Annotated in this window: 11 protein-coding genes; 7 read left to right on the top strand and 4 right to left on the bottom strand. The window is 70.9% G+C overall.

All coding sequences use genetic code 11. The features are described from left to right. The first annotated feature begins 121 nt into the window (after nt 1–121). On the top strand, nt 122–712 hold the full coding sequence (locus CG740_RS11075) for a malonic semialdehyde reductase (protein ID WP_100574875.1): 591 nt from the start codon (nt 122–124) through the stop codon (nt 710–712). A 215-nt stretch (nt 713–927) separates the two neighbouring features. On the opposite strand, the gene CG740_RS11070 is transcribed toward CG740_RS11075, so the two are convergent. After that, on the bottom strand, nt 928–1470 hold the full coding sequence (locus CG740_RS11070; protein ID WP_267895399.1) for a DUF4245 domain-containing protein: 543 nt from the start codon (nt 1468–1470) through the stop codon (nt 928–930). 126 nt (nt 1471–1596) lie between these two features. On the opposite strand from CG740_RS11070, the gene glpX reads away from it, so the two are divergent. After that, a complete protein-coding gene (gene glpX, locus CG740_RS11065; protein ID WP_100574873.1) occupies nt 1597–2628 on the top strand; it encodes a class II fructose-bisphosphatase in 1032 nt (343 codons plus the stop codon). A gap of 105 nt (nt 2629–2733) precedes the next feature. Here the strand turns inward: glpX and CG740_RS11060 are convergent, their stop codons facing one another. Together CG740_RS11060 and CG740_RS11055 are read right to left on the bottom strand one after the other, a co-directional pair. Further along, a complete protein-coding gene (locus tag CG740_RS11060; protein WP_053726269.1) occupies nt 2734–3087 on the bottom strand; it encodes a WhiB family transcriptional regulator in 354 nt (117 codons plus the stop codon). 151 nt (nt 3088–3238) lie between these two features. Continuing rightward, on the bottom strand, nt 3239–3937 hold the full coding sequence (locus CG740_RS11055; RefSeq protein WP_100574872.1) for a DUF1707 SHOCT-like domain-containing protein: 699 nt from the start codon (nt 3935–3937) through the stop codon (nt 3239–3241). A gap of 173 nt (nt 3938–4110) precedes the next feature. On the opposite strand from CG740_RS11055, the gene CG740_RS11050 reads away from it, so the two are divergent. Together CG740_RS11050 and CG740_RS11045 are read left to right on the top strand one after the other, a co-directional pair. Next, the gene (locus tag CG740_RS11050; protein ID WP_199846407.1) at nt 4111–5781 is read left to right on the top strand and encodes a fumarate hydratase; all 1671 of its coding nucleotides are present in this window, start codon (nt 4111–4113) and stop codon (nt 5779–5781) included. A gap of 79 nt (nt 5782–5860) precedes the next feature. After that, complete coding sequence (locus CG740_RS11045; RefSeq protein WP_199846406.1) at nt 5861–6229, top strand: hypothetical protein; 369 nt, start codon at nt 5861–5863, stop codon at nt 6227–6229. A 21-nt stretch (nt 6230–6250) separates the two neighbouring features. Here CG740_RS11045 and CG740_RS11040 read toward each other — a convergent pair whose 3' ends face one another. Further along, a complete protein-coding gene (locus tag CG740_RS11040) occupies nt 6251–7774 on the bottom strand; it encodes a ricin-type beta-trefoil lectin domain protein (RefSeq protein WP_100574869.1) in 1524 nt (507 codons plus the stop codon). Between the two features lie 138 nt (nt 7775–7912). On the opposite strand from CG740_RS11040, the gene CG740_RS11035 reads away from it, so the two are divergent. From CG740_RS11035 to CG740_RS11025, 3 genes are all read left to right on the top strand, one after another. Then, complete coding sequence (locus CG740_RS11035; RefSeq protein WP_100574868.1) at nt 7913–9304, top strand: class II fumarate hydratase; 1392 nt, start codon at nt 7913–7915, stop codon at nt 9302–9304. 56 nt (nt 9305–9360) lie between these two features. Then, the gene (gene fomD, locus CG740_RS11030; RefSeq protein ID WP_100574867.1) at nt 9361–10050 is read left to right on the top strand and encodes a cytidylyl-2-hydroxypropylphosphonate hydrolase; all 690 of its coding nucleotides are present in this window, start codon (nt 9361–9363) and stop codon (nt 10048–10050) included. Nucleotides 10051–10343: 293 nt separating this feature from the next. Then, nucleotides 10344–12380, top strand: coding sequence for an ATP-binding SpoIIE family protein phosphatase (locus tag CG740_RS11025; RefSeq protein ID WP_100574866.1), 2037 nt, complete (start codon nt 10344–10346; stop codon nt 12378–12380). The last annotated feature ends 68 nt before the right edge of the window (nt 12381–12448 follow it).

Below are 12448 nucleotides of genomic sequence, written 5' to 3'. Positions count from 1 at the left end.
GCCCCCCCACCTCACTCCTGTGAACCTGATCACGCAAGCCCGGTTTTAGTTGAAAGTTAACCTAAACCTGCCGTAGTGTCGGAGACATCGCTTGATCAGCAGCCCGGAAGGTAGCTCAAAGATGTCCCTCGCCCTTGACCCCGCCGCCCAGGACCTCCTCTTCCGTGAGGCCCGCACCGCCAACACGTTCACCGACGAGCCGGTGACCGACGAGCAGGTTCAGGCGATCTACGACCTGGTCAAGTACGGTCCGACCGCGTTCAACCAGTCGCCGCTGCGCGTCACCCTGGTCCGCTCCCCCGAGGCCCGCGAGCGCCTCGTGCAGCTGATGGCCGAGGGCAACCGCCCGAAGACCGCCACCGCCCCGCTGGTCGCGATCCTCTCCGCCGACAACGAGTTCCACGAGGAGCTCCCGGCCCTCTTCCCGCACTTCCCGGCCGCCAAGGACGCCTTCTTCTCGGAGCGCCCGGTCCGCGAGAGCGCCGCGCTGCTCAACTCCGCGCTCCAGGCCGCCTACTTCATCGTCGGCGTCCGTGCCGCCGGTCTGGCCGCCGGCCCGATGACCGGGTTCGACCCCGCCGGTGTGCAGAAGGAGTTCCTGGACGACGACCACACCCCGCTGATGGTCGTCAACATCGGCAAGCCGGGCGAGGACGCCTGGTTCCCGCGCAGCCCGCGCCTGGCGTACGACGACGTCGTCACGACCGTCTGACCACAGCCCCCACGGCCGGGGGTCCGGGGGTTGCCCCCGGAAGGACACAGTCCGCGCAGCCCGCGCCTGGCGTACGACGACGTCGTCACGACCGTCTGAGCCGTCACCGCTCACAGCGGCTGAGCGCACGCTCGATACGAGGAGGGCCGCCGCACCATTCCGGTGCGGCGGCCCTCCTCGTATGCGTACGGGACCGGTACAGGACCAGCGGGACGTCAGTCCGCCGTCCGCTTCGACTCCAGGGCCCCCGCCATCGTCACCAGCTGGTCGTACGGCGCCGTGCCCGTGACCACCGTGGTGTGGCCCTGGTCCTGGCGGACGAGGGCGTCGTACTTGGGGCCGTCCCAGTACGTCCAGGTCGCGCCGGCGATCTGCTGCGACTTCTCGGTCTTCGTCGCGCTCCGGCTGACCTCGGCGACGAACTTGTCCAGCGGCGCGGTCGACTGCTCGACGGCGACGTACTGGTTCTGCGGGTCGAGGAAGCCCAGATGCCAGGCGTTGTTCTTGGCACCGTCGTACGAGACGGACGTCGCCTTCCACTTGTCCTGGTCGGGCAGGCCGACGGGAGCCGCCACCGGGTACGGGGCGGCCCGCCGCACGGTCGAGAGCTCGACCTTGTAGTTGACCGCCTTGAGCGGCGGCGCGGCCGAGTCGTCGTGCGGGATGAACACATAGATCACAGCCGCCGCGATGCCGATCACCGCCAACGACTGCAGCATGTTCCGGACTGTCTGCTTGCTGCTGCGCGTTCCTGCCACGACCCCATGTTCTCAGGTCATGTCGCCGCTCATACGTGGACCCCTCTGCTCAATTTGTCGACGTGCGGATAGAGTCCTAGCACCCTCTTATCCTGCGGCCGTCGCCGTACAGAAAGGTGCGCTCCGATGACCGAGCATCATCTGCCGTCCGAACTCACGGTCTCCCCCGAGGCTCCCGACCGCAACCTGGCCCTTGAGCTCGTCCGGGTCACCGAGGCCGCCGCCATGGCCGCCGGCCGCTGGGTCGGCCGCGGGGACAAGATCGGCGCGGACGGCGCCGCGGTCAACGCCATGCGGACCCTCGTCTCCACCGTCTCGATGAACGGCGTCGTCGTCATCGGCGAGGGCGAGAAGGACGAAGCCCCCATGCTCTACAACGGGGAGCGCATCGGCGACGGCACCGGGCCGGAGGTCGACATCGCCGTCGACCCCATCGACGGCACCACCCTGAACGCCAAGGGCATGCCGAACGCGATCGCCGTGCTCGCCGCCGCCGACCGCGGCACCATGTTCGACCCGTCCGCCGTGTTCTACATGGACAAGCTGGTGACCGGCCCCGAGGCGGCCGACTTCGTCGACATCAACGCCCCGGTGTCGGTGAACATCCGCCGCGTCGCCAAGGCCAAGCACTCCTCGCCCGAGGACGTCACCGTGGTCATCCTCGACCGCCCGCGCCACGAGGGCATCGTCAAGGAGATCCGGGAGACCGGCGCGCGCATCAAGTTCATCTCGGACGGCGACGTCGCCGGTTCGATCATGGCCGTGCGCGAGGGCACCGGCGTCGACCTGCTCATGGGCATCGGCGGCACCCCGGAGGGCATCATCTCGGCCTGCGCGATCAAGTGCCTGGGCGGGGTGATCCAGGGCAAGCTGTGGCCCAAGGACGAGGCCGAGCGTCAGCGGGCGATCGACGCCGGGCACGACCTGGACCGTACGCTCTCCACGAACGACCTGGTCAGCGGCGACAACGTGTTCTTCGTCGCCACCGGCATCACCGACGGCGAGCTCCTTCGCGGGGTGCGCTACCGCGCGGAGACCGCGACCACCCAGTCGCTCGTGATGCGCTCGAAGTCGGGCACGATCCGCCAGATCGACTCCACGCACCGCCTGTCCAAGCTGCGCGCCTACAGCGCGATCGACTTCGACCGGGCCAAGTAACCCCGCAAGCAACCCTGGAATCAAGGCAGTTCAGCACTGCTGCCCGTACGTATGTGAAGGGGCGTCCCCGTTGTGCGGCGGGGGCACCCCTTCACGTACGCAGGGCTACGCGGCGGACGCGGCCTTCTTCAGCTCGACCTCGCGCCGCCTGCGGCGGGCGATCACCACACGGCGCTCGGCGGCGGTCAGGCCGCCCCACACCCCGTACGGCTCGGGCATCAGCAGGGCGTGCTCGCGGCACTCCACCATCACCGGACAGCGGGCGCACACGCGCTTGGCGGCCTCCTCGCGGGAGAGCCGGGCGGCCGTCGGTTCCTTGGAGGGGGCGAAGAAGAGACCCGCCTCGTCCCGGCGGCAGACCGCTTCCGCGTGCCACGGACCCGCCTGGTCCTCCCGAGCTGGACCACGCTGCGGCGGAACGGCGGCGACCTGCAAGGAATGATGCGGCGGATGCAGCACGGTCTACTCCTGACGACGGCTTCGCGAGCGAGCGACGATGCGACAGTCCCTACCCGCTGTGCGCACGCCTATGCACTGAGTTCCGTAGTGCGGAAGCATGCTCGGCCGCCCGGTGGCCTGAACCCGGCGTCGTGGCGCCCGGTTTCGGACCTCAGGATTCGAGCCGCTTGCGCAGCCTCTGGTGCAGGTCCGCGATGAGCTTGCCCCGCTTCGGCTTGGCTTCGATGTTGCCGAAGACGGAGTATCCATTGACGACGACCACCGGAGCCTCCGGATCATCGGCTTCGAGGGTGTCGACCTCGAAGTTGCCGAAGATTCCGGTGCCACTGCCGCGCAGGCTCAGGTTCTCCGGGACCCGGACCTCCACATTGCCGAAAATCGCGGTCGCGTTGATGACGGTCAGACGCTGCTCGAACAGCGCCTCGGTGAGGTCGATCTCCACGCTGCCGAACAGCGAGAAGGCGTTCGTGCGCCGCCCCACCCGCCAGCGGCCCTTGCGGGTGGTGGCGGAGAAGATCGCGATCATGTTCTCGGCGTCGGCCGGCGCCCCGGTCTCCGCCACCTCGTACGGCCGGGGCGCGGCCGCCGGCCGTGAGCGGGCGCCGCTCGCGGGCAAGTCCTGGACCAGGGGCTCCAGTTCACCGAGGGTCTTGGCCCGGTAGACCGCGTCGATGCGCTCGGAGTGCTCGGTGGCGTCGAGCCGGCCCTCGGCCAGGGCGTCGCGCAGGATGTCGGCGATCCGGTCCCGGTCGGCGTCGGAGGCCCGCAGCGCCGGGGGCTCGGCATGCTTGGTGAGGTCGGCCTTCGCGGGGGCCGCGGGATCCGCCTTGGCGTGCTTTTCGAGGTCCACGGGAGCAGCGTACCCAAACGCGATAGATCGCGACTAGTCGCGGGAGCCGCCGGGCTCGGCCGGCGGCAACTGAGCCTTACCTCACAGGAGCGGCGCCGAGGCGGCGGCATACGCTGGTGGATGCCGTGCCAATGGAGGTACAGCAGCTGTCTGCCGAGTGAGGAATGGCCGCAATGCCAGAGTTTCAGTACTCCGACCTTCTCCCCCTGGGAGAGGACACCACGCCCTACCGCCTGGTGACCGCCGAGGGTGTCACCACCTTCGAAGCCGACGGGCGTACGTTCCTCAAGGTCGAGCCGGAGGCGCTGCGGAAGCTGGCCGCCGAGGCGATCCACGACATCCAGCACTACCTCCGCCCGGCCCACCTGGCGCAGCTGCGCAAGATCGTCGACGACCCGGAGGCCTCGGGCAACGACAAGTTCGTCGCGCTCGACCTGCTGAAGAACGCGAACATCGCGGCCGCCGGCGTGCTGCCGATGTGCCAGGACACCGGCACCGCGATCGTGATGGGCAAGCGCGGCCAGAACGTGCTGACCGAGGGCGGCGACGAGGAAGCCCTGTCGCGCGGCATCTACGACGCGTACACGCAGCTGAACCTGCGCTACTCGCAGATGGCCCCCCTCACCATGTGGGACGAGAAGAACACCGGCTCGAACCTGCCCGCGCAGATCGAGCTGTACGCGACCGACGGGGGCGCCTACAAGTTCCTCTTCATGGCCAAGGGCGGCGGCTCGGCCAACAAGTCGTTCCTCTACCAGGAGACGAAGGCCGTCCTGAACGAGTCCTCCATGATGAAGTTCCTGGAGGAGAAGATCCGCTCGCTCGGCACCGCCGCGTGCCCGCCGTACCACCTGGCGATCGTGGTGGGCGGCACCAGCGCCGAGTTCGCGCTCAAGACCGCGAAGTACGCCTCCGCGCACTACCTGGACGAACTGCCCTCCGAGGGCTCGGAGTTGGGCCACGGCTTCCGGGACGAGGAGCTGGAGAAGAAGGTCTTCGAGCTGACCCAGAAGATCGGCATCGGCGCGCAGTTCGGCGGCAAGTACTTCTGCCACGACGTGCGCGTGGTGCGCCTGCCCCGGCACGGCGCCTCGCTGCCGGTCGCGATCGCCGTGTCCTGCTCGGCCGACCGCCAGGCCGTCGCGAAGATCACCGCCGAGGGCGTCTTCCTGGAGCAGCTGGAGACCGACCCGGCGCGCTTCCTGCCGGAGACCACCGATGAGCACCTCTCGGCCGGCGAGGACGACGTCGTACGCATCGACCTCAACCAGCCGATGGACGCGATCCTGGCCGAGCTCACCAAGTACCCGGTCAAGACCCGCCTCTCGCTGACCGGCCCGCTGGTGGTGGCCCGTGACATCGCGCACGCCAAGATCAAGGAGCGGCTCGACGCGGGCGAGGAGATGCCGCAGTACCTGAAGGACCACCCGGTGTACTACGCGGGCCCGGCCAAGACGCCCGAGGGCTACGCGTCCGGCTCGTTCGGCCCGACCACGGCCGGCCGGATGGACTCCTACGTCGAGCAGTTCCAGGCGGCCGGCGGCTCCAGGGTGATGCTGGCCAAGGGCAACCGCAGCAAGCAGGTCACCGACGCCTGCGGCACGCACGGCGGGTTCTACCTCGGCTCGATCGGCGGCCCGGCCGCCCGGCTCGCCCAGGACTGCATCAAGAAGGTCGAGGTCGTCGAGTACGAGGAGCTCGGCATGGAGGCGGTGTGGAAGATCGAGGTCGAGGACTTCCCGGCGTTCGTCGTCGTCGACGACAAGGGCAACGACTTCTTCCAGGCTCCCGCCGAGCCGCCCACGTTCCTGAACATCCCCGTGCGGGGCGCGGGACAGGCCTGATCCGCCGCGAAGCACCACGGGACCCGAATAGGGTCCAAAGGCCCTAAGGGCCAGCCGAATTGGCCACCTATCCTGGCATGTGTCCACAATCTCCCCGGCCGCCGCATCGGCCGGGGAGGTTCAACCACCGGGAGGGGTGGCGCAGTTGGGGTGGTTCACCGGACCCGGCGGCTTACTGGCGGGTCTCGACCGGAGCCTGCTCCGGCGCCGCGCGAAGTCCTCGCCGACGGCTGCCGCGATGGTCGGCGCGGCCGGGCGGGTGGTCACCCCGATCCCCCGGGGCGGCTACGGCGAGGTCGTCTTCTGTGTGCACGGCCGGCCGCTCAAGTACGCGGCGCGGGCGCGCACCCCGCTCGACTCCGGGGCCCGGGTACGGGTCTCGTCGGCGCTCTCCCCGTCCGCCATCGAGGTGGCACACCTCGGCCCCGCGACGGACGGCTGTCCGTGACGGGGCCGGATGCCGGACGGGTCAGGCGAAGCGCTGGCTCGCGGTGCCGTCGCAGGGCCGCAGGGTGAGCGGGTCCTTGGCGGCGCCGAGCGTGGCGCACAGACCGGTCGCGGCCGCCGGGCGCAGGCCGCCGGACTGGCGCACCCACTCCTGGTTGGCGGCGCCCGAGCAGTTCCAGATGATCAGCTTGGCGCCGGCCGTGTAGTTGGCGCCCGGCACGTCCAGGCAGCGGTCCTGGGTGAGCTGGGTGTGCACCGACTTGCGGTCGCTGTCGTACCACCAGCCCTGGTTGCGTCCGCCGTGGCAGTCCCAGCCGATGACGGCCGTGCCGTTGGCACTGGCGGAGGCGGTGACGTCGAGGCAGGTGCCGGTCGCCTCGTTCTTCAGGGGCCGGTAGGCGTCGTCCCAGGCCAGCGGGTAGAGCGTCGGCGTGCCGGTCGAGGCCGGGTCCGCGCAACTGCCTTCCTGGACACCGGAGTTGTAGAGCTGGGTGAGGCAGGAGGCGAAGGCGCCGTGGCCCCGGTAGTTGGGGTGGAAGGACTGGCGGACCGAGTTGGAGTCCGGCAGCCCGGGCTTGGAGACGTCGATGTAGAGACCGCGGGCCCAGGTGTCCTCCATGCACACCTCGTGGCCGTTGAAGAGCCTTGAGTTGTCGAGGTAGGTCACGCCGGTGTCCTCGGCCACCTTGCGCATGCCGACCTCGAAGGCGGGCACCGCGGTGTTGCGGCCCCACACCGTGTCGGAGTCGTAGCCGAGGCCGCCGCAGGCGAGCTTGCCGGGGAAGCCGGGGTTGTCGTGGAAGTCGGGGCCGATCGGGCTCGGGTAGCCCATCACGACCAGCTTGTACGAGCCGTCGGCGTAACCGGCGTCGCGCATCACGGACTTGAGGTCGCTCACGGTCTGCTCGACTTTGGGCACGAGCGCGTCGACACGGGCCTGCCAGCCGGGCTCGTACTTGGACTGGCACGGGCCCTGGAGCAGCAGGTAGCGCTCCACGCAGTCGGTCATGACCGGGCCGAACTGGAGGTCGTCGTTGGCCCCGGCGACCAGGAGGACCATCTTGATGCGGGTGTTGCGCGCCTTGATGGCGAGGCTGTCGCTCTGCACGAGTTCGTCGGCGTACTGCTTGGTCCCGCCGATCCTGATGTTGCCGGTGTAGGCGCCCGAGCAGGCGACGTTGTACGTCTCGTCGGCCGGGATGCCGGTGCGGTGGATCGCGGAGTCGGGCGAGCGGTGGCACCAGTTGTCGGGGCCGTTGGTGCCGGCCTCGTAGGTGCCGACGCCCTCGCCCGAGATCTCGCTGTCGCCGAGCGAGATCAGGCCGGTCTTGCGGTCCGCCGGCGGCCGCTCGGCCGGATCGCCGTAGAGCTGGGTGGCCTCCGCCGCCCGGATCTTCTCCAGGTCGGGTGGCAGCGGGGTGGACTGGACGGACGGGGCGGACGCGGCCTGGGCGCCGGTCGCGCCGGCCGCCATGCCCCCGAACGCCGCCGCGGCGGCCACGGCCGCCGCGAACGTACAGCGAAGTCTGTGTCTGGTGCGCCTCATTACGCCTCCCTGGTGGTTCCCGGAGGGACGAGGGCCGTCCCCCGGGAAAATGCAGCCCACCGGTATTTACTGGCCGGTAAGGCGTGTTGGGAATAGGTAGAACAAGACAACTGCTCATCTTTTTCAGGAGGTTCCGCGATGAACGACAGCGAGTACCGGATCGAGCACGACTCGATGGGCGAGGTACGGGTGCCCGCGCACGCCAAGTGGCGCGCGCAGACACAGCGGGCGGTGGAGAACTTCCCCGTCTCCGGGCAGCGCCTGGAGCGCGCCCACATCGAGGCGCTGGCCCGCGTCAAGGCGGCCGCCGCCAAGGTGAACGCCGAGCTGGGGGTGCTCGACAAGGACATCGCCGCCGCCGTCCGGGAGGCGGCCGGCGAGGTCGCCGAGGGCCGCTGGGACGAGCACTTTCCGGTCGATGTCTTCCAGACCGGTTCCGGCACCTCGTCGAACATGAACATGAACGAGGTCGTGGCGACGCTCGCCACCGACAGGCTCGGCCGCGACGTCCACCCCAACGACCATGTGAACGCCTCGCAGTCGTCCAACGACGTCTTCCCCTCCTCCATCCACATCGCCGCGACGGCCGCCGTCACGGGCGATCTGATCCCGGCCCTGGACCATCTGGCGACGGCCCTTGAGCGCAAGTCGGCCGAGTTCGCGGACGTGGTCAAGTCGGGGCGTACGCACCTGATGGACGCGACCCCGGTCACCCTCGGCCAGGAGTTCGGCGGCTATGCGGCGCAGGTCCGTTACGGCATCGAACGGCTGCGCTCCTCGCTGCCCCGCCTGGCCGAACTCCCCCTGGGCGGCACGGCGGTGGGCACCGGCATCAACACCCCGCACGGCTTCTCGGCGGCCGTGATCGCCGAGGTCGCACGGGTCACCGGGCTGCCGCTCACCGAGGCCCGGGACCACTTCGAGGCGCAGGGCGCGCGCGACGGCCTGGTGGAGGCGAGCGGGCAGCTGCGCACCATCGCGGTGTCGCTCACCAAGATCTCCAACGACCTGCGCTGGATGGCCTCGGGCCCGCGCACAGGATTGGCCGAGATCAGTCTTCCCGACCTCCAGCCGGGCTCGTCGATCATGCCCGGGAAGGTCAATCCGGTCATTCCGGAGGCCGTTCTCATGGTCGCGGCCCAGGTGATCGGCAACGACGCGACGGTGGCGACGGCCGGCGCGGCGGGCAACTTCGAGCTCAATGTGATGCTGCCGGTGATCGCCAAGAACCTCCTGGAGTCGATCCGGCTGCTCACCAACGTCTCCCGGCTGCTGGCCGACCGGACCGTCGACGGCATCACCGCGAACGTGGAACGGGCCCGCGAGTACGCCGAGTCCTCTCCTTCGGTGGTCACCCCGCTCAACAAGTACATCGGGTACGAGGAGGCCGCCAAGGTCGCCAAGAAGTCCCTCGCCGAGCGGAAGACCATCCGCGAGGTGGTCCTCGAATCGGGGTACGTGGAGCGCGGCGACCTGACGGTGGAGCAGCTCGACGCGGCCCTCGACGTCCTCGGGATGACCCGCCCCTGACCACCGGGTGATCCGAATCGCAGCGTGGCCGGGCCCGGACTCCGTAATATCTGCACATGACAGGTACAGGCGTCGGCACCCCACACTGGGCGCCGGGGGACCAGATCCTCTGGCGCTATCACGATCATGCCCCGGGCCTGGGGAGCGGCGGCAGGGCGCCGGTCCACATCTGTCGGCCGGTGACCGTCGTCGAGGACACCGATGACATGCTCGCCGTGTGGATGGCGCCGCGCACCGAGTGCGTACGCCCGGTACTCACCGACGGCCGTCCCCTGTACCAGGAACCGCTGGCCACCCGGTACACCGCCCCGCGCACCACGGAGCGCTCGCGGTGGTTCGGCAGCGGTGTGCTCAAGCTGGCGCGCCCCGGTGAGCCCTGGTCGGTGTGGCTTTTCTGGGAACGGGGCTGGCGTTTCAAGAACTGGTACGTGAACCTGGAGGAGCCGCGCGCACGCTGGTCGGGCGGCATCGACTCCACGGACCACTTCCTCGACATCTCCGTTGCCCCGGACCGCAGTTGGCGCTGGCTGGACGAGGACGAGTTCGCCCAGGCCCAGCGAGTGGGCCTGATGGACGGCGAGCAGGCGGCGCGGGTGCGGGCGGCCGGGCACGCCGCGGTCGAGGTGATCACGGCGTGGGGGCGGCCGTTCTCGGACGGCTGGGAGGCATGGCGGCCGGACCCGCGCTGGCCCGTTCCCGCACTCCCGGCGGACTGGGATCGCACCCCGGCGCACATGACGTCGTGAGACCCTTGATACGCCCCCGGGGTGCAAACGTAGGATCGTCCTCCGCAGGGCCGCGCAGGGGCCACAGGGGCCGATCGGCGGATCCGGTGCGAGAATTGACCGTATGTCACCACAGGGGGGTGGAGCATGCCCGGTGTCGCCGCCGCCCGGACGGGGCCGCCCCCGCACCTCAAGAAGTTGGGGGAGGGTATACCGCGTGAAGCGACGGCATCACGCATGCTTACCCTGTCGCCGCCACTGCCGCCGCTCGCGGCAGGGTGGACGCCTCATCCCGGACGGACGGAACCCGACGCGTGACGGAGCCCCAGCCCACCTCGCACGAGAGCCGGCACGAGGAACGCGCCCGGCCCTCGGAGCAGACCCTTCCGCACGCTCTTGAGGAGCAGGGGAGGCCCCATGCCGATACGCCGGCCGTGCCGGAACCGGGCGGCCCGTCCCGGCGCGCCCCGCTGGGCGCCCGCGTCGACCGGAGCGGCGGCGTGACCGCGTCCGTGCCCGGCCAGCCGGAGCGGGCGGGCCGTGACAGCGCGGCCGCGGCCGCCGTGCCCTCGGTGGGCGCGGGCGACGAGAGCGGCCCGACCGCCCCGGAGCCGGGCGAGGGCGCCGCCGCGGTGGCCCGGCGCGAGGGCGACCGGCTGCGCTTCGTGGGCGCCGCGACCCGCCGGATCGCCCGCGGCATAGACCTCGACGAGATCGTGCTCGGCCTGTGCCGGGCCACCGTGCCCACGTTCTCCGACGCCATCCTGGTCCATCTGCGCGACCCGCTGCCGGTCGGCGACGAGCGCCCGGCCACCCCCTTCGTGCTGCGCCTGCGCCGCACCGACCGGCTGCGTTTAGTCGACGAGGCGCTGAGCGAGAGCGCGGAGGCCGAGGGCCTCACCGTGCTCGGCGGGTCAGGACCCGACCTCACCCCCGCCTCCGAGCTGTGCGAGGTGCGCACCGGCGGCGAGCTGAACGAGGTCCTGCGCGGGGTGCGCCCGGTCTTCGCGGAGTCCCCCGCCGCCCGCGCGGCCCTGGCCGAACTGCTCGGCCCCGACCGTACGGTGCCCGGCGGCCGACGGGCGATACTCGCCCCGCTGCGCGGCCGGCGGCGGGTGATCGGCGCGGCCGTCTTCGTCCGCGGCCCCGAGCGGCCCGCCTTCGAGGCCAACGACCTCTTGGTAGCAGCCCAGTTGGCGACCCACACCGCGCTGGGCATCGACAAGGCCGTCCTGTACGGACGCGAGGCGTACATCGCCGACGAGCTCCAGCGCACCATGCTGCCCGACAGCCTGCCCCAGCCCACCGGGGTCCGGCTCGCCTCGCGCTATCTGCCGGCGGCCGAGACCGCCCGGGTCGGCGGGGACTGGTACGACGCGATCCCGCTGCCCGGCAGCCGGGTCGCCCTGGTCGTCGGCGACGTCATGGGCCACTCCATGACCTCCGCCGCGATCATGGGCCAACTCCGCACCACGGCACAGACGTTGGCGGGTCTCGACCTGCCGCCCGCCGAGGTGCTGCACCATCTCGACGAGCAGGCCCAACGGCTCGGCACCGACCGCATGGCGACCTGCCTGTACGCGGTGTACGACCCGGTCGCGCACCGCATCACCATCGCCAACGCCGGCCACCCGCCGCCGGTCCTGCTGCATCTCGGCGGCCGCGCCGAGGTCCTGCGGGTGCCGCCGGGCGCCCCGATCGGGGTCGGCGGGGTCGACTTCGAGGCGGTCGAGCTGGACGCCCCGGCGGGTGCCACGCTGCTCCTGTACACCGACGGCCTGGTCGAGTCCCGGCTGCGCGATGTGTGGACCGGCATCGAGCAGCTGCGGGAACGGCTCGCCGCCACCGCCCAGTTGACCGGCCCCGACCACTCGCCGCCGCTCGAAGCGCTCTGCGACGACGTGCTCGACATGCTCGGCCCCGGCGACCGCGACGACGACATCGCGCTGCTCGCCGCCCGCTTCGACGGGATCGCGCCGAGCGATGTGGCGTACTGGTTCCTCGACCCGGAGGAGACCGCCCCCGGCCGGGCCCGGCGCCTGGCCCGCAGGGCCCTTGAGCGCTGGGGCCTTGAGGAGCTGACCGACTCGGTGGAGCTCCTGGTCAGCGAGGTGGTCACCAACGCCGTGCGCTATGCCGAGCGGCCGGTCACGCTGCGGCTGCTCAAGACCGACGTACTGCGCTGCGAGGTCGGCGACGACTCGCCGCAACTCCCGCGCCAGCGCCGGGCCCGCGAGACCGACGAGGGCGGGCGCGGCCTCTTCCTCGTCAACCGTCTCGCCCGGCGCTGGGGCGCGACCCGGCTCTCCGGCGGCAAGGTCGTCTGGTTCGAGCTGCCGACGCGCGGCTGACCCGGGCCCGCCCTGCGGAACGGCCGACGGCCCCCGCCCCCGCTCGGGGGGTGGGGGCCGTCGGCCGT

Source organism: Streptomyces sp. CB01201, from assembly GCF_002803085.1.
Classification (GTDB): domain Bacteria; phylum Actinomycetota; class Actinomycetes; order Streptomycetales; family Streptomycetaceae; genus Streptomyces; species Streptomyces hundungensis.
The sequence above is the reverse complement of the archived record's forward strand: the minus strand, read 5'-3'. Positions and strand labels throughout refer to the sequence as shown.